The following is a 21,331-nucleotide window of genomic DNA, read 5'->3' as shown; positions in this document are numbered from 1 at the left end:
CGCTTAGCTCAACACCACCAGGCTGCGCGGCGACCAGTGCAGCTCGACCGTGTCGCCGTAGTCCGGCTGCTGCGGCATCGCCATCAACACGCCGCGTGGCACGTTGGCCACGACGACGCGCTGCGACGGCAGGCGCAGGTAGTACAGCGTGTAGCTACCCATGTAGCCGATCTGCTCGACCGTGCCGAGCGCCTGGTTGGTGTCAGCCCCCGACGGCACGTGCCCGTTGGCCAGTGCCACCGTGATGCGCTCGGGCCGCACAGACAGCGTGACCTCGGCGCCGGGCCGCGCGTTCATCGCGTTCGGCAGTGCCAGTGGCGAGGGCAGCTCGGGACAGTCAATGCGTGCGGCGTCGCCCTCGACGACCGTGCCGGTGAAAACATTGGCCGAGCCGATGAACTCGGCCGCGAAGCGCGTGGCCGGCGATTCGTACACCTCTTCGGGCGTGCCCAGCTGCACCAGCTTGCCTTCGCTCATCACGGCCAGCCGGTCGGCCATAGTCATTGCCTCTTCCTGGTCGTGCGTGACCATCACGCAGGTCACGCCGACTTTGTAGAGGATGTTGCCGAGTTCGAACTGTGTCTGCTGGCGGATCTTCTTGTCCAGCGCCGACATCGGTTCGTCCAGCAGCAGCAACTTGGGCCGCTTGACGAGGCTGCGCGCTAACGCGACGCGCTGCTGCTGCCCGCCGGAGAGTTGTGAGGGCTTGTGGCGCGCATAGGCACGCATCTGCACCAGCTCCAGCGCATCGGCCACGCGCTCGGCGATCTCGGCCTTGGCCACGCCTTCGCGCTTCAGGCCGTAGGCCACGTTGGTCTCCACCGTCATGTGCGGAAACAACGCATACGACTGGAACATCATGTTGACCGGCCGCTGATAGGGCGGCAGGTGGGTGATGTCTTCGCCGTCGAGCACGATGCGGCCTTCGCTCGGTGTCTCCAGCCCGGCCATCATGCGCAGCAAGGTGGTCTTGCCGCAGCCCGAGCTGCCGAGCAGCGCGAACACCTCGCGCCGACGCACTGAGAGGTTCAAGTGGTCGACGACAGTGGCCGGCCCGAAGCGCTTGACCACACCCTCCACGCGCAGAAAGCCGTCTTCACCGCCGGCAGGGGCCGGCCTGGGCGGACGCGGAACAGCGTTCATGAACCGAGCAGCTCCGCGACGCCGCGCTTCTGCAGGCTGCGCGCAATGATCAAGCGCTGGACCTCGCTCGTGCCTTCCCAGATGCGATCGACCCGCAGCTCTCGCCAGAAGCGCTGCGCCGCGTTGCTGCGCATGTAGCCGCGGCCGCCAAAGATTTGCACCACCCGGTCGGCAACGCGGTTGGCCATTTCAGAGGCGTAGAGCTTGGCCATCGAGCAGTGGGTGTGGACGAGCACCAGCGGTTCGCCGCGGTCTTGCATCGCCGCGGCTTCGTACGTCATCAGACGCGCTGCCCACAGCTCCGTCAAGCTGTCGGCCAGCATCGCCTGGATCAGCTGGAACTCGGCGATCGGCTGGCCGCCGACGATGCGCGTGGCGGCGAACTCGCGTGCCATGTCGATCATGCGCTCGGCTGCGCCGCAGCCGCGCGCCGCGATCATCAGCCGCTCGCGGCGGAACCAGCTGCGGGTGTAGTCCATGCCGGCACCGGGCTCACCGATGCGGTTGGCCACCGGCACGCGCACGCCGGCCAGCCGGTAGGTTGGGTGGTGCGAGCTGAAGGTGTGGCCGAAGGCCGGGTTGTCGATCACCGTCAGCCCGGGCGAGGCCTTGTCGACGAAGAAGAGGGCGTGGGCGCCGGGCGGCGCTTCGGGGTCTTCGACGACGGCCTGCACGAACAGGTAGTCGGCCTTGTTGGCGCTGGTGACGAACCACTTCTCGCCGTCGAGCAGGTAGTGCTCGCCGTCGCGACGTGCCGTGGTCTTCATCGACGCGTTGTCGGAACCGGCTTCACCCTCGGTAATCGCGTAACACTCGACCCGCTCGCCGCGCATCGTTGGCAGCACATAGCGCTGGATCTGGTCTTCGCTGCAGGCTTCGAACATCCAGGCGTGCGCTTCCGACAGGCACCAGCACAACGCGTTGGTCACGCGGCCCAGCTGTTCCCAGATCACCACCTGGTCGAGCATCGGCAGGGCCAGACCGCCGCGGGCCTTGGGCGCATCCATGCGGGCGAAGCCCAGCTCCTGCGCGATGCGCTTGTGGCGGGCCTTCACCTCAGGCGGAATCACGCCTTCGTTGAACTCGGCCTGTTCCTCGTACGGGATCAGCTCGTCGTCGGCAAAGGCTCTTGCCTTGCGTTGCCATTCCAGGGTCTCGGGCGACAGGGGGTAGGCCATGAAGGTTCTCGTCTTTTTCAACCGCTATTGAACGATAGGCCAGTAAAGAACGAGCGTCAATCAGCGCAAGCCCCGACCCCGAACAAACCCTGGTTCTGCCGTTGCACCATACATTCGCGCTTGTCGTGGTCATTGAACGTTCGTATAGTAAGACGCAAATCGGAGCCCCGGATGGCGAACAATCCTTCCCACGACGTGATCATGGTTGGCTCGGGCCACAACGGCCTGGTGACCGCCTGCCTGCTGGCCAAGGCCGGGCTGAAAGTGCTGGTGCTCGAACGCAACGAGCACATCGGCGGCGCCGCGGTCAGCCGCAGCCTGCACCCCGACTTCACCTACTCGAACTGCTCTTACGTCTGCAGCCTGCTGCGGCAAGAGATCGTGCGCGGGCTGGAGCTGCCGAAGTACGGCTTGCAGGTGATTCCGTATGAGGGCGGGGCGGTGTTCCATCGCGATGGCCGCTGCCTGGCCACCTACGCCCACGAAGATGCGATGCGGCGCGAGCTGGAGCGCCACTCGAAGCGCGACGCCGAGGCCTACAACCGCTTCTCGCGCGACGTGATGCGGCACTGCAAGTTCATCAAGCCGCTGCTGATGCGCACGCCACCCGACCCGTGCTCGTTCCGCCCGCGGGATCTGATGGAGCTGGTCTACCTCGGCCAGCACTTCCACAAGCTCGGCGAAGAGCGGATGCACGACACGATCCGCTTCTTCACGATGAGTGCGGCGGACTACCTCGACGAGTACTTCGAGAACGATCTGATCAAGGCCTTTCTCGCCGGCACCTCGATCATCGGCACCGCGCTGGGGCCCCGTTCACCCGGCTCGGCCTATGTGCTGCTGCACCACTACATGGGCGACATCGACGACTCGGTCGGCGCCTGGGGCTTCGCCCGCGGCGGCATGGGCGCGATCACCAAGGCGATGGGTGAGTCGTTCAAGGCCAGCGGCGGTGAAATCCGCGTCGCGGCCGGTGTCGAGCAGATCATGGCGAAGAACGGACGCGTGACCGGTGTGGCGCTGTCGTCGGGTGAAGAGATCCATGCGAAGACGGTGGTCTCGAACATGGACGTCAAGCGCACCTTCCTGAAATCGATGGACGAGAAGGAACTGCCGGCCGACTTTGTCAATGTCGTCAAGCGCTTCAAGATCCGCGGCTCGTCGGGCAAGCTGAACATCGCGCTCGACGGGCTGCCGGACTTTCCGCTGCTGCCGGATGATTCACCGGCGATCCGCGGCGACATGCACATCTCGGAGTCGATCGACGACCTGGAGCGTGGCTACGACGACTGGAAGGCCGGCCGCTGGTCGCGCCACCCGTATGTGGACATGCTGTTGCCGTCGATCATCGACCCGACGATGGCGCCCGAAGGCAAGCACTACATGTCGGTCTTCGTGCAGTACGCGCCGTACGAGCTGGCCGACGGGCCGTGGACGCCCGAGAAGCGGCAGGCTTTTGGCGACACGGTGATCAATGCGATCAGCACGCACAGCCCGAACTTCAAGGACCTGATCCTGCACGCCGAGATCCGCACGCCGTGGGACATCGAGAACGAGGTCGGGCTGACGGAGGGCAACATCTTCCAGGGTGAGCTGACGATGGACCAGCTGCTGTTCAACCGGCCGGTGCCGGGTTACGCGCAGTACCGCTCACCAGTCAAAGGCCTGTACCTGTGCGGCTCCAGCACTCACCCGGGTGGCGGTGTGATGGGTGCGCCGGGGGCGAACGCGGCGCGCAGTGTGCTTGAAGACCTCGGTCTAAGGAGCACGTTGCAATGAGCTTTGATGCCATCGTCATTGGTGCGGGCCACAACGGTCTGGCGTGCGCATTCGACCTGGCCAAGGCCGGGCGCAAGGTGCTGGTGCTGGAGACGGCGGCTCGCGCCGGAGGTGCCGCGGTGACGCGCGAGTTTGCCGCGGGCTTCAAGGTCTCTGCCTGCGCGCACCTGCTGTTCGCGTTTCCCGGCCAACTGATGCGCGACATGCAGCTGGAGCGCCACGGGCTGCGCATGGCCGGCCGCGATCTGCCGACCTTTGCGCTCGGCGAAGGCGGTGCCGCGCGGCGCCTCGATGCGGCGCTAGCCAGCGGACTCGGCCTCAGCCCCACCGACGCGGCGGCTTATGCCGCACTGCGCGAGCGGCTGGCGCGCTACGCGCAGGTGGTGCACAGCGTGCTGGGCATGACGCCCCCGCAGCTGACGATGGACACGTGGGGGGATCGCATCGCGATGGGCAAGCTCGCGTTGCGCCTGCGGATGTTGGGCCGGCAGGGGATGCAGGAGCTGCTTCGCATCGCCGGTATGAACGCCTATGACTTGCTCGACGACAACCTCGACGACGCGCTGCTCAAAGGTGCGCTGGCCTTCGACGCAACGCTGGGCGCCGACTACGGCCCGCGCTCGCCCGGCACCGTGCTGACCTGGCTGACGCGGCTGGCCGGCGAGCAGGGCGCCGGGGGCTTGCAACAGCCGGCCGGTGGCATGGGTGCACTGGCTGACGCGATGGTGGCCGCGCTGCAATCGGTCGGCGGCGATCTGCGCCTGAACCAGCGCGTCGATCGCGTGCTGGTCGAAGACGACAAGGCGTGCGGTGTGCGCTTGGCGTCCGGCGAAACGATCGCTGCCAAGTCAGTGGTCTCCAGCGCCGATCCGCGCAGCAGCTTCATGAGGCTGGTCGGCCCGCAGCACCTGGACACCGGCTTCGTGCGCCGCGTCGACCACCACCGCGCGCGCGGCCTGGTGGGCAAGCTGCACCTGGCCTTGTCGGGCCTGCCGCGCTTCACCGGGCTGGACCCATCGGCACTCGCCGGCCGCATCGTGCACAGCCCGAGCATGGATTTCCTCGAACTGGCGTTCAACCCCTCGAAGTACCGCGAGGTGCCCGAGAACCCGGCGCTGGAAATCACGCTGCCCACAGTCAACGACCCGTCGCTGGCACCCGCCGGCCAGCATGTGATGTCGGTGCTGGTGCAGTTTGTGCCGTACGACCTGGGGCCTGAGCCGGACGCCGCACGCGAACGACTGCAGCAGGCGGTGCTCGCCACGCTGGAGCGCTTGGCTCCTGGCATCGGCGCATTGGTGACGGCGAGCGAGCTGCTGACGCCGATCGACCTGGAACGCGAGTTCGGCCTGGCCGGTGGCCATTGGCACCAAGGTGCGCTGGACTTCGACCAGTTCTTCATCAACCGCCCGTTCCCGCGGGCGCAGCAGTACCGCACGCCGCTGGACGGATTCTTCCTCTGCGGCGCCGGCAGCCATCCGGGCGGTGGCTTGATGGGCCATGCGGGCCGCAACGCCGCGGCCCAAGTTCTGGCAGGAGTGTGACGCGATGAGCCTGACTGAAACCGATTCGCCGATGTCCGCGCAAGTGCCGCGGCCTGCCTTGGCGCCCGGCCTGCTGGCGCCCTCGAACTCCCACTACCGCCGCCCACTGCGGCACACGCCGTTCTACGAAGCCAGCCAGCCCTGGATCCAGACCGATGTCTTCGTCGGTTGGGCCGGCTACTGCGTGCCCGATGTCTACTCGTCGGTCGAGCAGGAGTACTTCGCGATCCGCAACAACTGCTCGATCTTCGATCTGACGCCGATGATCAAGTACCGGGTCGCCGGGCCGGATGCGGAGGCGTATCTCAATCGCGTCGTCACCTGCGACCTGCGCAAGCTGAAGGTCAACCGCGTCATCTACACCGTCTGGTGCGACGACAACGGCCACGTGATCGACGACGGCACGGTGTTCCGCTTCGGGCCGCAGGAGTTTCGTCTGTGCACCGCAGAGCGCCAGCTCGACTGGCTGCTCGATTCGGCGATCGGCTACGACGTGTCGATCGCTGAGGTCACGCAAGAAGTCGCTGCACTGGCGGTGCAGGGTCCGACGTCCTACTCGGTGCTGAAGGCGCTCGGCCTGCAGGGGCTGGAGACGCTGACCGCGATGGGCATGTCGCACCACCGCTGGGAGGGCTACGAGCTGATGGTCTCGCGCACCGGCTTCACCGGTGACCTGGGCTACGAACTGTGGATCGCCCCCGAGGGCGCGGCGCTGCTGTGGAACCGGTTGATGATCGCCGGCCATGTGCGCGGCATCCGCCCGATCGGCTACCAGGCGCTGGACATGGCCCGCATCGAGGCCGGCTTCATCCTGCCCGATGTCGACTTCATCTCGTGCATGCACACCGTGCGCATCGGCCGAGAAAGCTCGCCCTGGGAGCTGAACCTGGACTGGACGGTGGCGATGGAAAAGGGCCACTTCACCGGCCGCCGTGCGTTGCTGGCCGAGAAGCAGCGCGGAGTGCGGCGCAAGCTGGTCGGGTTGGAGCTGGACGGCAAGCACCCAGCGCACGGCTCGCTGGTCTATTCGGACAAGGCCAACGAGAAGCAGGTCGGCGAGATCACCGCCGCACTTTGGTCGCCCACCTGCAAGCGCAACCTCGCGATCGCGAAGATCGATGCGCCGCATTTCGACAGCAAAGGCGACCTCTGGGTCGACCTGTACCTGAACCGCGAGTTGCACTGGGAGCGCCGCAACGTACGAGCGTGGATCGTCGAGCGGCCGTTCTACCTGCCGGCGCGGCGGCGCGCGACGCCGCCGGTCGAACGCTGAGGGCGGGGGGCGCGGCACTGAACGCGTCGTCCCTACAATCGCCGCGACCGCCATGAACCGGCCTTCACCTGCCCGCTCGTCCATGACCTCTGCGCTGTCGCCCCTCGCCAAACGTGTTGCCAAGCGCAGCGCCAAGCCCGCATCCGATGAATCGGCCTCGCGCAGCCGCGAGCTGCCCGAGGTGCGGCGGCTGATGCTGATCGAGGCGACCACGCGTTCGATCGCGAAGTACGGCTACTCCGGCACGACCATCGAGCGCATCTGCGAAGAGGCGGGCGTTTCGCGCGGCCTGATCAACCACCACTTCGGCTCGAAGGACGAGCTGATCCTGCAGTCCTACCGCAAGCTGTGCGACGAGTGGGCCTACTACACGCAGGACATGATGGACGGCAGCCTCGAGCCCGAGGAGGCGATCCGCGCCACGATCTCGAAGAACTTCAACCCGGCGATGTTCAAGCAGGAGTACCTGGGCATCTGGCTCGGCTTCTACAGCGTGATCCCGAAGAACCCCGAGCTGAAGCGGCTGGACCGGGCGCTGTACAAGCAGGACTTGACCCACTTCCAGACCCAGTTCGAGCGCCTGGCCACCAAGCGCAAGCTGAAGATCGACGCGCGGCTGCAGGCGATCGGGCTGATGGCCCTGATGGAAGGGCTGTGGCTGCAGTGGTCGCTGGACCCGAAGTCGTTCAGCGTCGATGAAGCCAAGGCGGTGTGCCTCGGTTCGATCGCGCACCTACTGGGCTGACACCGGCACGGGCTGAACCAGCGCGGCCACCACGCGTGCTTCTTCGCTGCCGATTTGCTGCAGCCCGGCAGCCACGCCGGCACGATCCGCCTCGCTGCGGTTCTGGCTCATCTTCCAGCGGCCTTCGATCCGCTCCACCGTGATCTCGATGCCGACGATCGCGCGCAGCAGCTGGTCGATGTAGTCGGCGGGCGCGTCCGACACTTTCCATGGATGCGCTTGGCCGTGCTCATGCGTCGCGGTCAGCCGTTCGACCAACGCCAGCAGTTCGTCGCGCCCTTCGATGGCGCGTGCCTGGCCATGCACGTGCACGACGGCGTAGTTCCAGGTCGGCACAGCCTTGCCGTGCGCATGCTTGCTGGGGTACCAGTTGGGCGACACGTAGGCCTGTGGCCCGTTGAACACGACCAGGCTCTGCCCCGGGTTGCGCCAGACCGGGTTCGCGCGCGAGACGTGTGCGAGCAGCGTGCCGTGCGGGCCGTGCGCGGGGTCGAACAAGAAGGGCACGTGGTCGGCGCGGAACACGCCGTCGTGCGCGCTGAACCAGGTGCCCAGCGGGGACTCGGCCATCAGCGCCTGCCAGGCGGCGGGGTCGTTGTTGGCGAACTGCGGCAGGTGCATCTCAGAATCCTTGCGGTTCGCAGCGCACCTCGGCTTTCACCGAGTTGGCGATGTAGCACTCGTCGTGCGCATGGTGGTGAAGCTGGTGCAGCGCCTCGGTCGAGGGCGATGTGCCGGCAAAACGAACGGCGGGCCGCAGCGTGATCACCGTGATCGCCATCCGACCCTCGGCATTGCGCGCCATCGTGCCGCTCGCGTCGTCGCGGTAGTCGTCGACGACGAGACCCGCCTTGGCGGCCAGTGACAGGAACCACAGCATGTGGCAGCTCGACACCGAGGCGACCAGCGTCTCTTCGGGGTCGACGGCCGCGGGGTCTGAATAGGGCAGCGGCACCGAATGCGGCGACGACGAGCCGGGCACTTCGAGGCCACCGTCGAACTGCAGCAGGTGGCGGCGGCTGTAGCGCTGGTCGGTGAAGACTTCGTGCGGCTGACGCTGCCAAAGCGTGCGGGCGGTGTATTCGGCCATCGGGCGGTCCTTGGTTTGTGCGGGTGAGGCTGTATTGGCCCTTCAGCTTACGCGCTATGCTGCACAACGAAGGAGCCAATTCAGGATGGTTCGCAGAGCCAAAGCGAGTGCCCCCGCTGCGGACGACACGCCGCTGCGGCTGCAGGTCTACCGCCAGTTGCGCAGCGCGATCGAKCAGGGCAATTTGAAGCCGGGGGCGCGCCTGCCGCCGACGCGCGAGCAGGCGCTGCAACTCGGCCTGTCGCGCAACACCGTGCTGTGGGCGATGGAGCGATTGCGTGCCGAAGGCTATGTGCAGGCGTACGTCGGCCGCGGTAGCTTCGTCGCGCCGGGGTTCGGCGAGCTGCCACAGCGCAAGCGCGTGACGCGCGCGGTGGCGCCAGTGCTCTCGCGCCGCGGGCAATCGATCGCCGACATCGCGCTGCGCTGGCAGCCGCCGCTGCAGCCGGCGGTGCCGTTTCGGATCGGCGCACCGGAGGTCGAGAGCTTTCCGTACGCGCTGTGGGACAGGCTGTCGCGCCAGGTGCCGCTGGCCGAGCGCCGCGCGTTGGCGCAGTACCTCGACCCGGCCGGTTGGCCACCGCTGCGCGAGGCGATCGCGCAGTGGCTGTGGGCGTCACGCGGCTTGCGCTGCGACCCCGCGCAGGTGTTGGTGTGCTCGGGCTCGCAGCAGGCGCTCGACCTGATCGGCCGCATGCTGCTGGACCCGGGCGACGAGGTGATGGTCGAGGATCCGGGCTACCCGGGCATCCGTGCGGCGCTGTCGGGCCAGGGGGTGGTGACGAGACCGGTGCCGCTGGACGACCAAGGGCTGGACATCGAGCAAGGCGCCGCGCGCTGGCCGCAGGCGAAGCTGGTGGTGACCACGCCGGGCTGCCAGTTCCCGACCGGCGTGCGGATGAGCCTGCCGCGGCGGCTGGCGTTGCTGGCGTGGGCACGTGCGCACGAGGGTTGGGTGGTCGAGGACGACTACGACGGCGAGTTCCAGTACGGCGCGCACCGCTTGCCGGCGATGGGCAGCCTGCTGCAGGCCGACCGCACGCTGTATGTCGGCACCTTCTCGAAGGCGCTGCACCCAGGCCTGCGGTTGGGCTTCATCGTGCTGCCGCCGGCGCTGRTGCCGGCCTTTGCGGTGGCGCGTGCAGTGGTTGATCGCCATGCGCCCGGCGATCAGCAGGCAGTGCTCGCGCGCTTCATCGGCGAAGGCCATCTGCTTCGCCACCTGAACCGCATGCGCGAGCTGTACCCGGCGCGCCAGGCCGTGCTGCGCCACTTGCTGGCCGAAGCCACTGACGGTGCGCTGCAGGTTCCCCCGCTGGACCACGGCCTGCACCTGCTGCACGAAGTGCGTGCCGGCTCGTCCGACCATGTGCTGTCGGCGCGCGCGCTCGAAGCGGGTGTGATGCTCGCGCCGCTGTCGCGCTACGCGATCGAGTCGACCCGACGCGGCTGGCTGTTCGGCTATGCGGGCTACGACGAGGCGGCGCTGAAGCGCGCGGTGGAGGCGATCACGCCGCTGCTGCGGCGCGTGGCCGTCAAATCGGGAACTGCGTCGTCGACAACACCTGCTTGAGCACCAGGAACGAGCGGATCTGCCGCACGCCGGGCAGGTGCAGCAACTGTTCGGCGTGCAGCTGGTTGAAGCTGTCGTTGTCGCGCGTGCGGATCAGCATGAAGTAGTCGAACTCGCCGGTCACGACGTGGCACTCCATGCAACCCGAGACCTTGGCGGCGGCTTTTTCGAAATCGGCGAACGAGTCGGGCGTGGAGCGATCGAGCACGACGCCGATCATCACCAGCATGCCCGCATCGAGCGCGCGTGGGTTCAGCAGCGCAACGATGCCGGTGATCAGCCCCATCTGCTTGAGCCGCTCGACGCGCCGCAGGCAGGCCGGCGGGCTCAAGTTGACCTTGGCCGCCAGCGCCACGTTCGACAACGACGCGTCGCGCTGCATCAGCCGCAGGATGGCCTTGTCGGTGCGGTCAATCTCGCTGGTCAGCGAGGCCTGTGACACCAGTCGCGACGAGCGACGAACTTTTGTTGCGGAAGATATCTTTCTCATGCAATGAACGGCTGATGATGAGCGTCTGAACTTGCGGATGATGCGTCGATGGCCTCCACTTCGCAACCCTGTGAAGCAGCGTTCTTTCTAGCATGGCAGCCATTCGCCCTTGCCGGAGTGCCTGCCATGAACTTGCATCGTTTCCCCCRTCATCCGCTGACCTTTGGCCCTTCGCCGATCCAGCCCTTGAAGCGCCTGAGTGCCCACCTGGGCGGCCAGGTCGATCTGTATGCCAAGCGCGAGGACTGCAACAGCGGCCTGGCCTTCGGCGGCAACAAGACGCGCAAGCTCGAATACCTGATCCCCGAGGCGCTGGCGCAGGGCTGCGACACGCTGGTGTCGATCGGCGGCATCCAGTCGAACCAGACGCGCCAAGTCGCGGCCGTGGCCGCCCACCTGGGGATGAAGTGCGTGCTGGTGCAGGAGAACTGGGTCAACTATTCGGATGCCGTGTACGACCGCGTCGGCAACATCGAGCTGTCGCGCATCCTCGGCGCCGACGTGCGGTTGGACGCAGCCGGCTTCGACATCGGCATCCGCCCGAGCTGGGAACAGGCGCTGGAAGACGTTCGCCGGGCCGGCGGCAAGCCGTTCCCCATTCCCGCGGGCTGTTCCGAGCACCCGTTGGGCGGCCTTGGTTTCGTCGGCTTCGCCGAAGAAGTGCGTGCGCAAGAGGCGGAACTGGGCTTGCGCTTCGACTACATCGTCGTCTGCTCGGTCACCGGCAGCACGCAAGCCGGCATGGTGGTGGGCTTCGCGGCCGACGGCCGGGCCGACCGCGTGATCGGCATCGACGCCTCGGCCAAGCCCGAAAAGACGCGGGCTCAGATCCTGCGCATCGCGCGCCACACCGCAGAGCTGGTCGAGCTGGGCCGCCCGATCACCGACCAAGACATCGTGCTCGACACGCGCTACGGCGGGCCCGAGTACGGCCTGCCCAACGAAGGCACGCTGGAAGCGATCCGCCTGTGCGCGCGGCAGGAGGGCATGCTCACCGACCCGGTGTACGAGGGCAAATCGATGCACGGGATGATCGACATGGTCCGGCGCGGCGAGTTCGCACCGGGCTCGAAGGTGCTCTACGCCCACCTGGGCGGTGTACCGGCGCTGAACGCCTACAGCTTCCTGTTCCGCAATGGCTAGGGCGGGCCCGGGTGGGTCCGCCCATCTAACCGGTCACGCTGGCGGCGGTCGGTCGACCGCAAATCTCGGTATTTACCCGTACCGGTTCAAACTGTTGTCTGAGTTGCTCGAAGTTTTCCGTCTTCTTAAGTGAGCGTCCTCTGTCGAACCCAAGGTTTTCCAACCTGCTCGCCAGCGAACTGCTTGCTTCTGAAGTTATGCATTTCAAGCGAAGGAAAGCCTATGCAAGTCGACGACATCACCATCCACGAGCTCGAACTGGCGGTCAAGCTGGCTTCGCTCGACCTGATCGAGTTCACGGCCCGGCCCGGCTTCCTGCTGGAGATGCCAGCCGGGGGCGATCAGCCGCCGCACTACGTTGTCGTCGGCACGGCCGCGGACATCGGCTGGCTGCTGGACGCCCACGCAGCCAAGCAGCACCCTGCCAAACAAGTGGCCGAGGTGGCAGTCGGCCAGTGTCACTGAAGAGCCCGGCTCAGCTCGCCCAGCGTTGCTGACGCCAAGTGGGCTGGCCGCGCTTCACAAGATCAGCAGGACGTAGGCGAGCGCGCCGTTCAAAAGGTAGGGGTAGAGCTGCCCATCGGCCATGTCGGAGATCAGCTTGCCTCGGAACGAGCTGCTGACGATATACATGAGAAGAACCGCGGCGGCGGCCAGCTTGAGAAACAGCATGAGGGGTCGGTGACAGGCCTTGAATGACGTCGCACATTGTCGCCATTCACGAGGCACCGTCGTGGTCACCTCACGCTGCTTCGCTCGACCTACCTCGCTGGTACAGCARCAAGCGGCCCTTGTAGGCCAGCACGCCCGGTGAGGCGATGYAGTCGAGCCGCTCCTCGCGCCGATCGAATCCCAGCGCGGCCATGCCGCGGTTGAAGATCGAGCGGTTGGCGCGGTCCGGGTCGACGATCCAGACCTCAGCCTGCGCCCCCGCGTGGCGGCCGATGAACCCTGCCAGCGCGGTGCTGGCGTCGCGGTCGTAGAGCAGGTCGCTGCCGACGAGCAGGCCGTACTCGCCACACACCGGTGCCGATGCGGCCACGCTGTCGGCGTCGCGGGGCGGGGATGACAGGTCCCAATCGCCATGGCGGTACTTCATCGGTGCCAGGCCGTTCAGGCGCAGGTTCTCGAGCAGAAAGCCGTCGGTCAGCGGATGGCGGTCGCTGGCCGTGATGTCGGCTCCGCGCCGATGAGCCACCAGGCTGGCCAGCGCAATGCCGCAGCCCAGTTCCAGGATGCGTTCGCCGACCTTGACCGGCCGCAGCGCCATGCGCGCGGCGAGGTGATGTCCAGAGGGCCACAGCAGGCCGAACATCGGCCAGGATGCGGACGAGATGCCCAGGCGTTCGGCCGCACCCAAAGGATCGGCGAACTGGTTGCGGTCGAGCAGCGATCGGATCGTCAACGGCTCGGCGCCGACGATGGCGACGGTTTCTTGCTTGGTCTGGTAGCCTGGCACGGCGCGGGGAACGAAGCCCGCGCGGAGCGCTTCGAGACAAAGTGGGGTGCGCGACGAGTATGGGGCCGATCGGCGCTGTGCCTGGCCCGATCCACCCGTCTTTACTGCCGCTTGGCGGCAGTACGCCGCATCACACCCGCTTCATTGTCTCGACATACCACTCGATGTAGCGTGCTGCGTCGTCTTCCATCGGCGTGTAGGGGCCGGGTTCGAAGAAGGCCGAATTCACGCCAGCCTGGTTCAGCTCGATGATTTTCTTGTCTTCCAGGCTGGTGTGGTCCCACATCCAGATCAGCTTGTCGACCTCGTAGTCGCGTCCTTCGACCGCCTCGGGGTCGACCAGCCAGATCAGCTCGAACGCGGTCTTGTCCACTGTCAGCGGCACGGTGCGGTAGACCAGGCCGTAGTCGGGGTAGGCGACGCAGTTCGTCGTCACGCCGACGTCGACGAACATGAAGCCGCCGTCGTAGTCCTTGCCCTTGAACGCTCCCATCAGCGGCGCGACCGGGCGGCCGTCCTCGCTGCCGGTGACACAGCCGTCGACCAGTGCCGAGCGGCTGCAGTCGGCGGCTTCCTGGCCGGGTTGGGCCGAGAGAGCGAAGTGGTCGACATCGTCGATGGCGATGCCGAGCTCTTGATCCCGTGCGCACATCAGTGCGTCGGCGTCGACCCGCGCTTCCTGCGGGCGGGCGAAGACGTGGCGCTTCGAATATTCGCGGTGCGCCGGCCCGCAGTGGTAACACTCCTGGTAGTTCTCGTCGACGAGCTTCCAGTTCGCATCGATCATGTACATCCGCCGCGCGGCGACCTTGGCGTTGGCCCAGCCGTAGTGGGCCAGCGAAGCAGCGAACACCTGCTCGACGTGCTCGAAACCCAGCGGCTCTTGCGCGAAGGTCACGAAGACCAGGCCCTCGGCCACTCGCAGTGGCAACTGCTTCAAGCCATGGTCGGCTTTGCTGAAATCGGGCGGTGCGAGGCGTGCGGTTTGCAGCGCACCGGCACAGTCATAGGTCCACGCGTGGTACGGGCAGATGAAGACGCCGCCGCGGGCTTTGCCCTCGCGCTCGGTGCAGACGCGCGAGCCGCGGTGGCGGCACACATTCAGCAGCGCGCGCAGCTCGCGGTCTTTGCCGCGGGTGATGATGACCGACTCGCCGGCAACGTCCACCGTGAAGAAGTCGTTCGGCTCGGCCGCCATGCTGACGTGGCCCACGCAGTGCCAGTGCGCGAGCACGAAGCGGTGCATGTCGAGCGGGAAGATTGCCGGGTCTTTGTAGAAGGCGCGCGGCAGTGCATGGCCAGGGCGGTAGGCCGCCATCGCGGCGTGCAGCGCATCTGGCGAGGGCAGCTGGGCAATCGGTGCGTGGACGAGGGGAATGGTGCTCACCGAAACGCTCCTGCCATGAAAAAATGGTGTAAAAATTATACGAAGCTGAAAATCAGCGCACAAGGCAAAACACCCACCGCGGCCTCAGGGTAGTCCCGCGGGCCCTTCATCGAATCGCTGGATCGCCATGCCCACACGCCGCTCTGCATCGCCTGCCAAGCTTGCCAAGAAGACAACCGCCAAGCCGGCCGCCAAGAAGACGGGCCAGCCCGCGCGCCCGCGCCGCAAGGCCGCTGCCGAGATCCCGCTCGGCTCGCTGGTGCGTGATCTGCGCAAGCGCGTGGGCGTCACGCTGACCGAGCTGGCCGACGCGACCGGCCGTTCGGTGGGATTCATCTCGCAGATCGAGCGAGGCTTGTCGCAACCGACGGTGCTGGACATGAACTTGATCGCCGAGCGGCTGGGTGTGCCGGGCGGCTACTTCTATCTGGCCGAACCACCGTCGCACAGCTGGGCCACGCGGCCTGCCGAGCGGCGCACGCTGCGTTATGCCGATGGCTTCGTCGACCACCTGGTGTCGCCGACGATGGCGGGCCGCTTGTGCGTGCTGGAAAGCCAGCTGGCCCCGGGCGCTGACACCGGCGAACGCGCATTGGTCGAGCATGAAGAGCAGGCGATGTATGTGCTCGAAGGCGAGGTGACAGTGTGGTGGAACGGCGAGCCCTGCACGCTGGGCCCAGGCGATGCGTGCCAACTGCCGAGCGGCGCACCGACGCGTTACGCCAACCGCACGCAACGCATTGCGCGCGTGCTGTGGGTCTACTGTTGAACGGCCGGCCAGCAAATCACAGCAGATACCCTGATGTGCTTGTTGTACAACCGTATAGTAGTATCGATCGCAGGTCTTCAGGAGTACCGCCCATGACCGATCAACCTGCCCCTTGTCGTCGCGTCATGCGGTGGTGCCTTGGTGCGCTGCTGGGTTTGGCGGCGCCGCTGGCCTTTGCGCAGGGCCAGCTGAACGTCGCCAACTTCTCCGACTACATCGGCCCCGAAGTGGTCAAGAAGTTCGAGAAGGCGACCGGCATCAAAGTCAACTACGGTGTCATCGACAGCGACGACACGCTGCAGGCCAAGCTGCTGTCGGGCCGCAGCGGCTACGACGTGGTCTACCCCAGTTCGAACTACATGGCCAAGCAGATCGAGGCCGGCATCTATGAGCCGATCGACTGGACCAGGATCCCGAACCGCGCCAACCTCGATGCGGGCATCATGAAGAAGGTCGCGATCACCGACCCGGGCAACCGCTACGGCGTGCCGTATGTCTACGGCATCGAGGCGATGGTGATCAACGTGACCCGCGCACGCGAGGCGTTCGGTGGCGAGCTGCCGCCGCTGAGCCTCGATCTGCTCTACAAGCCCGAGTACGCGGCCAAGTTTGCCAAGTGCGGCATCGGGCTGATCGACTCTTCGTCGATCTACACGATGACGCTGGCCCACATGGGCCGCGACCCGAACAGCGCCAGCCTGAAAGACCTGGACGACGCGCACAAGGAGCTGATGAAGATCCGCCCGCATGTGAAGCTGTTCTCGTACAACATGATCAACGACTTCGCCGGCGGCGACCTGTGCATCGCCAACGGCTGGTCGGGCGATGTGCATGTGATGAAGCGACGCGCCAAGGCGGCGGGGCGCGACTACGACATTCGCTTCATCTCGCCGAAGGGCCAGGGCGGGCTGTGGTTCACGATGATGGGCATCCCGAAAGACGCGGCCAACAAGGAGGCCGCGTACAAGTGGATCAACTTCCTGCTGCAGCCCGACATCGCCGCCGAGACGACGAACCAGATCACCTACCCGGGCGCGGTGTCGGCGACCAAGACGCTCGTCGCGCCCGAGTTGGCGAATGACCCGACGCTGTACCTGACCGACGCGACGATGGGCGATCTGTTCTCGTACACGCCGCAGGAAGACGACGTGCTCAGGGCCTACAACAAGGCTTGGTTGCGCTACAAGTCAGGTCGCTAGACATGGCCACGCAGGCGATCGTTCGTCGGCTGGCTGATCTCGACTGGCAAGGCTGGCCAGCCGAGCAGGTGGCCGAGCGTGGGCAGATCACGTGGAAGGACCTGCTCGGCAGCAACCCGGCCGAAGGCGCCAACATGGTGATGGGCGTGGCGCGGCTGCGGCCTGGCGAAGCGTTGTCGCCGCACCGGCACACCCAACCCGAAACCTACTTCATGCTCGCGGGCCGTGGTGAAGTCACGATCGATGGTGTCAGCCACGACGTGTCGGCGGGCACACTGGTCTTCATCCCCGGCGATGCCGAACACGGCATCCGCAACTTGCACGACGAAGAGTTGCAGTTTCTCTACGCCTTCGCGGTCGCCGACTTCAACAGCGTCATCTACCGCTTCTAACGCGCAGGTTCAAGGCCGGCGCACGACCAGGTTGCCGATCGCTACTCGACGCACCTGCACCAGTTGGTCGTCGGCATCGTCGCCCATGTAGTCCCGCAACGCATTCAACATGCGGGTGGCCAGTCGCTCGATGCCACCGGGGCCCTTCAACTCGGTCGCGGGCATCGTGCCGACCTGCAGCTTCAGCAGCAGCATCAGCTGCGCGGTGTCAGAAGCCAGCGCGCGGTGGGTGGTCTTGTCGGGCGCGTCGATCGCCACCTCGAGCGTCACCACGTGGCCGTCGACGGTCTGTGCGACGAAGTTCAGCGGGTCGAGCCACGCGGGCGCGGGCTCCGGTGTCGGGTCCGACGCTTTGGCGCGTGGCGCCGAGCCGCCGCCGCTCAGGTCATAGAGGTCCAGCGCGTCCAGTGTGRCAATGCCGGCGGCAGGTAACAGCAGCGCGGCCATTCCCACCACCAGCAACCCATGCCAGCCCAGATCACGAAACAACTTCTTCATGCGGGATCACCGGGTCCGATGCCCGGCGGGATGATGTGCTTGCTGGGTCAGGCCGCCTGCAGGTGGCCGCCGACGTTGAAGATCGACACCGTCTGGGCGAGCTGAGCGGCCTGGTGCTTCATGCTCTCGGCCGCGGCGGCCGATTCCTCCACCAGCGCGGCGTTCTGCTGCGTGACCTGGTCGAGCTGCGCGATGGCGTGGCTGACCTGCTCGATGCCCTTGGACTGCTCAACGCTCGCCGCCGAGATCTCGCCCACCAGGTCGGTCACCTTCTGGACCTGGCGCACGATGTCGTCCATCGTCGTGCCCGCTTCGGTGACCAGGCGGGCACCGGTGTCGACCTTCTCGACGCTCTGCTCGATCAGGACCTTGATCTCTTTCGCTGCCTGCGCCGAGCGTTGCGCCAGGTTGCGCACCTCGSCCGCCACCACCGCRAARCCMCKGCCSTGKTCRCCGGCGCGSGCRGCCTCGACGGCAGCGTTCARCGCSAGGATGTTGGTCTGGAASGCGATGCCGTCGATCACGCTGRTGATGTCGGCGATGCGGCGCGAGCTGGTCGTGATGTCGTTCATCGTCGTGACGACGTTGCCCACCACCTGGCCACCGCGCGCCGCCACCGCGGCCGCACCGGCGGCCAGTTGCGACGCAGCGCGCGCGTTGTCGGCGTTCTGCTTGACCGTCGAGGTCAGCTCTTCCATCGACGCCGCCGTCTGCTGCAGGTTCGAGGCCTGTTCTTCGGTGCGCTGGCTCAGGTCGATGTTGCCGGTCGCGATCTGCGATGACGCGGTGCTCACCGACTCGACGCCGCTGCGCACGTCGCTCACCACCTCGCGCAGTTTCTGCACCATGTCGCCAAGCGCGCGGCCGAGTTGCGCGACCTCGTCGGTACCTTGGGTTTCGTTGCTGCGTGTCAGGTCACCGGCGGCCACGGTGCGCGCCAGGCCGACCGCGTCGTTCAGCGGGTTCGCGATCGCGCGGCCGATCAGGCCACCCAGGCCGATGGCGACGCCGATCGCGATCAGCACTGCGATGATCACGCCGAGTCGGCTGTTGCGGAAGATGCGCTGGGCCAGGGCCGCATCGACCTTGGCGTGCTCGTCGTTGTACTCGGCCAGCTTGCGAATGCCGCCGATGGCCTCTTCGAACCGCTTCACGCCGACGCCGACGACCTGCTGGCGCGCGGCCTCGGCGTCGCCCGTCTGCAGCAGCTCCACCAGCTTGCCTGACTCACCGCGGTAAGCCTGCCAGCTCACCATCGCCGCCTCGAAGAGCTGGCGCTCCTGGTCGTCGACGATGAACTCGGCATAGGCTTTGCGCGCCGCGTCGAACTCGGCCTCGGACTGCTTCAGACGTTCGGCCGCTTGCGGCAGCTCGCCGATGTCGCTGACCAGCAGCCGGTACTCGCGGGTGCGGTAGCGGGTGGCGGACTCGGCCATGCGCAGGCTGTCACGCACGCCGGGCAGGCGGTAGACCAGCAGCGACTCGGTCTGGTCGTTGACCCGCGACAGCTGCAGCACCGCCAGCGCACCCAGCAGGCCCATCAGCAGCAGCACGCAGCCGAAGGCCAGTGCCAGCTTGCCGCGCACCGACAGCTTGTTCATGAAACTCATCGCAGGCTCCCAAGTCGAGAGAGAAAGATCGGACGGGGAGGGGACGGGCGACGCCGGCACCTTCACGCTGACCTGACTTTCGGCTCGAAGCGGGGTTGGCAATAGATAAAGTAACAAGTAAATTTATGTATAAATACACTGATTGGCCACTCAGCTCTGCCTGAGTCGCTGCCGAAGGGGAGATGTGACGATGCCGCGATCGCGTTCCACCGCCGAGGCCGCTGCCGAACCCGTGGCTGCGCCCACCCGCCGGCGTGTGCGTCGCGGCAGTGCGGAAGACGCGCAGCAGCTGCGCGAAGAGCTGATGGACGCGGCCATGAGCTTATTTGCCGGCGGCGGGCTGGACGCGGTGACGATGCGTGCAGTGGCCGAGCAGGTGGGGGTGTCGGTGATGACGCCTTACCGCTACTTCGCCGACAAGGCCGAGCTGCTGCGCGGGCTGTGGCAGGCGGTGCTGCGCGCCACCTGTGACGAGATGCGCGCGGCGGTCGATGCGCAGCACAGCGGCCGGGCGCGCCAGCGCGCAATGATCGAGGCCTTCATCGGCTACTGGGAGACCCACCCCGACCACTACCGGCTCGTCTACCAGACCGACAAGGTGACGCAGAACACGCCCACGGCTGGGCTGACCCAGGTGCCGGTGTATGGCGAGCTGTTGCAGCTGGTGCAGGGCGTGACGGCCGACGTGGCGCGCGAGATCGGCGCCGGGCCGACGCACCTCAAGCTGGCCGGCGACATCCGCTTCGCGATGATGCTGGGCTACCTGCAGGCTGCGCTGGTCAACCGCCGCTACCCGTGGTCAGACGCTGCGCTGATGCGTCGCACCTACATCGACCAGGTCATGGTCGCGGTCGAACGGGTGCTGTTGACGGATGCCACCACAGATTCAGGTTAGGCCGAGGCGTTCTGCCAGAGGCTCGGCGGCACATCGCGCAGCCGTGCGGCCAGCTCCATGCTGGTGTGCACGTTGAACTTCTGGTAGATGCGCAGCCGGTGCGCCTCGACAGTCTTGGTGCTGATGTTCAGGTGAGCGGCGATCTGCTTGCTCAGATAGCCGTTGATCATCTCGCCCAGCACCTCGCGTTCGCGCGGCGTCAGCTCGTTGATCGAGGCAACCAGGCCGGCGCGGCCCTCGTGCGTGCGGCGGGCTTCGCGGTCGGTCGCCAGCGCGCGGCCGATGGCGTCGATCAAGGTGCGCGGGTCAGCCGGCTTTTCCAGGAAGTCGGCCGCGCCTTGCTTCAGCGCCTGCACCACCATCGGGATGTCGCCATGGCCGGTCAGGAACAGCACCGGCGGCATGTAGGCGAGGCTGCGCTGCGCGCGCCGCGTCAGCGCGTCGTACAGCTCGAGCCCGCTCATGCCGGGGATGCGCACGTCGAGCACCAGGCAGCCAAAACGCTCGGGCTGCGGGTCGTCGAGAAAGTCCTGTGCGCGCTCGAACTCGACACTGGCCCAGCCGCGCGTGTCGAGCAGCATGGCCAGCGAGCGGCGCACGGAAGGGTCGTCGTCGATCAGGGCGATGGTGGCAGAAGCGTTGCTCATTCGGCAGGCGTGTGAAGAGGTGAGGGTACCGCCGCAGCGGCCATGACGGGCCCAGTGTCGCCGGCCAGCGGCAGGCGGAAGTGGAAGCAGGTGCCGCCACCCTCGCGCGGCTCGGCCCAGAGCCGGCCGCCGTGGCTTTCGATCACCGTGCGGCAGATCGCCAGGCCCAGGCCCATGCCGTCGGACTTGGTCGTGTAGAAAGGTTGGAACAATTGCGCCGGGTCGGCCAGGCCATGGCCCCGGTCGGCCACGCTGACGACGACATGGCCATCGTCGACCCGCAGCTGAACGGTCACTGTGTCGGGCGGCGGCACGGCGTGCTGGCCGGGGCTGTCGGCCACCGGCAGCGATTCGAGCGCATTGCGCAGCAGGTTGACCAGCACCTGCTCGATCATCACGCCGTCGCAGTCGATCTCGGGCTCGCCTTCTGCTTGCACCGCGATGCGCACCCGCAGGCGCTGCGCCAGTGGCTCCAGCAGCAGCAGCGGTTCTTCGAGCAGCGAACGCACGGCATGGC

Annotated in this window: 23 protein-coding genes; 11 read left to right on the top strand and 12 right to left on the bottom strand. The window is 66.7% G+C overall.

Annotation, left to right across the window (positions count from 1 at the left end; all coding sequences use genetic code 11):
• Positions 1–3: 3 nt before the first annotated feature.
• Positions 4–1,143 (bottom strand): ABC transporter ATP-binding protein, encoded by a 1,140-nt coding sequence (locus tag AC1DYI_RS05240; RefSeq protein WP_477203020.1) that lies wholly within the window; start codon positions 1,141–1,143, stop codon positions 4–6.
• On the bottom strand, positions 1,140–2,321 hold the full coding sequence (locus AC1DYI_RS05235; protein WP_477203019.1) for an acyl-CoA dehydrogenase family protein: 1,182 nt from the start codon (positions 2,319–2,321) through the stop codon (positions 1,140–1,142). Before AC1DYI_RS05235 ends, AC1DYI_RS05240 begins: the two co-directional genes overlap by 4 nt.
• Positions 2,322–2,492: 171 nt before the next feature.
• On the opposite strand from AC1DYI_RS05235, the gene AC1DYI_RS05230 reads away from it, so the two are divergent.
• From AC1DYI_RS05230 to betI, 4 genes are all read left to right on the top strand, one after another.
• Complete coding sequence (locus AC1DYI_RS05230; RefSeq protein WP_477203018.1) at positions 2,493–4,100, top strand: phytoene desaturase family protein; 1,608 nt, start codon at positions 2,493–2,495, stop codon at positions 4,098–4,100.
• Positions 4,097–5,644: a phytoene desaturase family protein gene (locus AC1DYI_RS05225; RefSeq protein ID WP_477203017.1), complete on the top strand. Its 1,548-nt coding sequence runs from the start codon at positions 4,097–4,099 to the stop codon at positions 5,642–5,644. Before AC1DYI_RS05230 ends, AC1DYI_RS05225 begins: the two co-directional genes overlap by 4 nt.
• Before the next feature lie 4 nt (positions 5,645–5,648).
• Complete coding sequence (locus tag AC1DYI_RS05220) at positions 5,649–6,917, top strand: aminomethyl transferase family protein (protein WP_477203016.1); 1,269 nt, start codon at positions 5,649–5,651, stop codon at positions 6,915–6,917.
• Between the two features lie 82 nt (positions 6,918–6,999).
• On the top strand, positions 7,000–7,662 hold the full coding sequence (gene betI, locus AC1DYI_RS05215; protein WP_477203015.1) for a transcriptional regulator BetI: 663 nt from the start codon (positions 7,000–7,002) through the stop codon (positions 7,660–7,662).
• On the opposite strand, the gene AC1DYI_RS05210 is transcribed toward betI, so the two are convergent.
• Entirely contained in the window at positions 7,651–8,283 is a 633-nt protein-coding gene (locus AC1DYI_RS05210; protein WP_477203014.1) for an FMN-binding negative transcriptional regulator, read from the bottom strand. The genes betI and AC1DYI_RS05210 overlap by 12 nt on opposite strands.
• Position 8,284: 1 nt before the next feature.
• Entirely contained in the window at positions 8,285–8,752 is a 468-nt protein-coding gene (locus AC1DYI_RS05205; protein ID WP_477203013.1) for an OsmC family protein, read from the bottom strand.
• Positions 8,753–8,837: 85 nt separating this feature from the next.
• Between AC1DYI_RS05205 and pdxR the strand changes: the two genes are divergently transcribed.
• Positions 8,838–10,325 (top strand): MocR-like pyridoxine biosynthesis transcription factor PdxR, encoded by a 1,488-nt coding sequence (gene pdxR / locus AC1DYI_RS05200; protein ID WP_477203012.1) that lies wholly within the window; start codon positions 8,838–8,840, stop codon positions 10,323–10,325.
• Here pdxR and AC1DYI_RS05195 read toward each other — a convergent pair.
• The gene (locus AC1DYI_RS05195; protein WP_477203011.1) at positions 10,288–10,815 is read right to left on the bottom strand and encodes an Lrp/AsnC family transcriptional regulator; all 528 of its coding nucleotides are present in this window, start codon (positions 10,813–10,815) and stop codon (positions 10,288–10,290) included. The two genes, pdxR and AC1DYI_RS05195, sit on opposite strands and share 38 nt — an antisense overlap.
• A gap of 126 nt (positions 10,816–10,941) precedes the next feature.
• Here AC1DYI_RS05195 and AC1DYI_RS05190 point away from each other — a divergent pair, with 126 nt between their 5' ends.
• Both AC1DYI_RS05190 and AC1DYI_RS05185 read left to right on the top strand, forming a co-directional pair.
• Positions 10,942–11,958 (top strand): 1-aminocyclopropane-1-carboxylate deaminase, encoded by a 1,017-nt coding sequence (locus tag AC1DYI_RS05190; RefSeq protein ID WP_477203010.1) that lies wholly within the window; start codon positions 10,942–10,944, stop codon positions 11,956–11,958.
• Between the two features lie 222 nt (positions 11,959–12,180).
• Positions 12,181–12,423 carry a hypothetical protein gene (locus AC1DYI_RS05185; RefSeq protein WP_477203009.1) on the top strand — a complete coding sequence of 81 codons (243 nt, stop codon included), beginning with the start codon at positions 12,181–12,183 and terminating at the stop codon, positions 12,421–12,423.
• Between the two features lie 54 nt (positions 12,424–12,477).
• On the opposite strand, the gene AC1DYI_RS05180 is transcribed toward AC1DYI_RS05185, so the two are convergent.
• The 3 genes from AC1DYI_RS05180 to AC1DYI_RS05170 all read right to left on the bottom strand — a co-directional run bounded on the left by AC1DYI_RS05180 (position 12,478) and on the right by AC1DYI_RS05170 (position 14,804).
• Complete coding sequence (locus tag AC1DYI_RS05180; protein ID WP_477203008.1) at positions 12,478–12,630, bottom strand: hypothetical protein; 153 nt, start codon at positions 12,628–12,630, stop codon at positions 12,478–12,480.
• 70 nt (positions 12,631–12,700) lie between these two features.
• Entirely contained in the window at positions 12,701–13,417 is a 717-nt protein-coding gene (locus tag AC1DYI_RS05175; protein ID WP_477203007.1) for a class I SAM-dependent methyltransferase, read from the bottom strand.
• A 130-nt stretch (positions 13,418–13,547) separates the two neighbouring features.
• Positions 13,548–14,804, bottom strand: coding sequence for an aromatic ring-hydroxylating oxygenase subunit alpha (locus AC1DYI_RS05170; protein ID WP_477203006.1), 1,257 nt, complete (start codon positions 14,802–14,804; stop codon positions 13,548–13,550).
• Between the two features lie 127 nt (positions 14,805–14,931).
• Here AC1DYI_RS05170 and AC1DYI_RS05165 point away from each other — a divergent pair, with 127 nt between their 5' ends.
• The 3 genes from AC1DYI_RS05165 (at position 14,932) to AC1DYI_RS05155 (ending at position 17,164) form a co-directional block, all read left to right on the top strand.
• Positions 14,932–15,573, top strand: coding sequence for a helix-turn-helix domain-containing protein (locus AC1DYI_RS05165; protein ID WP_477203005.1), 642 nt, complete (start codon positions 14,932–14,934; stop codon positions 15,571–15,573).
• 92 nt (positions 15,574–15,665) lie between these two features.
• Positions 15,666–16,772 (top strand): extracellular solute-binding protein, encoded by a 1,107-nt coding sequence (locus AC1DYI_RS05160; RefSeq protein ID WP_477203004.1) that lies wholly within the window; start codon positions 15,666–15,668, stop codon positions 16,770–16,772.
• A 2-nt stretch (positions 16,773–16,774) separates the two neighbouring features.
• Positions 16,775–17,164 (top strand): cupin domain-containing protein, encoded by a 390-nt coding sequence (locus tag AC1DYI_RS05155; RefSeq protein WP_477203003.1) that lies wholly within the window; start codon positions 16,775–16,777, stop codon positions 17,162–17,164.
• Positions 17,165–17,173: 9 nt separating this feature from the next.
• On the opposite strand, the gene AC1DYI_RS05150 is transcribed toward AC1DYI_RS05155, so the two are convergent.
• Together AC1DYI_RS05150 and AC1DYI_RS05145 are read right to left on the bottom strand one after the other, a co-directional pair.
• On the bottom strand, positions 17,174–17,662 hold the full coding sequence (locus AC1DYI_RS05150; RefSeq protein WP_477203002.1) for a hypothetical protein: 489 nt from the start codon (positions 17,660–17,662) through the stop codon (positions 17,174–17,176).
• 47 nt (positions 17,663–17,709) lie between these two features.
• Positions 17,710–19,272: a methyl-accepting chemotaxis protein gene (locus tag AC1DYI_RS05145; RefSeq protein WP_477203001.1), complete on the bottom strand. Its 1,563-nt coding sequence runs from the start codon at positions 19,270–19,272 to the stop codon at positions 17,710–17,712.
• Between the two features lie 190 nt (positions 19,273–19,462).
• Here AC1DYI_RS05145 and AC1DYI_RS05140 point away from each other — a divergent pair, with 190 nt between their 5' ends.
• Positions 19,463–20,167, top strand: a complete 705-nt coding sequence (locus tag AC1DYI_RS05140) for a TetR/AcrR family transcriptional regulator (RefSeq protein ID WP_477203000.1) — start codon at positions 19,463–19,465, stop codon at positions 20,165–20,167.
• Here AC1DYI_RS05140 and AC1DYI_RS05135 read toward each other — a convergent pair.
• Positions 20,164–20,814: a response regulator transcription factor gene (locus AC1DYI_RS05135; protein WP_477202999.1), complete on the bottom strand. Its 651-nt coding sequence runs from the start codon at positions 20,812–20,814 to the stop codon at positions 20,164–20,166. The two genes, AC1DYI_RS05140 and AC1DYI_RS05135, sit on opposite strands and share 4 nt — an antisense overlap.
• On the bottom strand, positions 20,811–21,331 hold a 521-nt coding region (locus tag AC1DYI_RS05130), incomplete at its 5' end, for a sensor histidine kinase (protein WP_477202998.1). The genes AC1DYI_RS05130 and AC1DYI_RS05135, both read right to left, overlap by 4 nt.

Source organism: Ideonella sp. P3_A4 (assembly GCF_056403075.1).
Note: the sequence above shows the minus strand (reverse complement) of the source record. Positions and strands in the feature narration are given on the sequence as shown.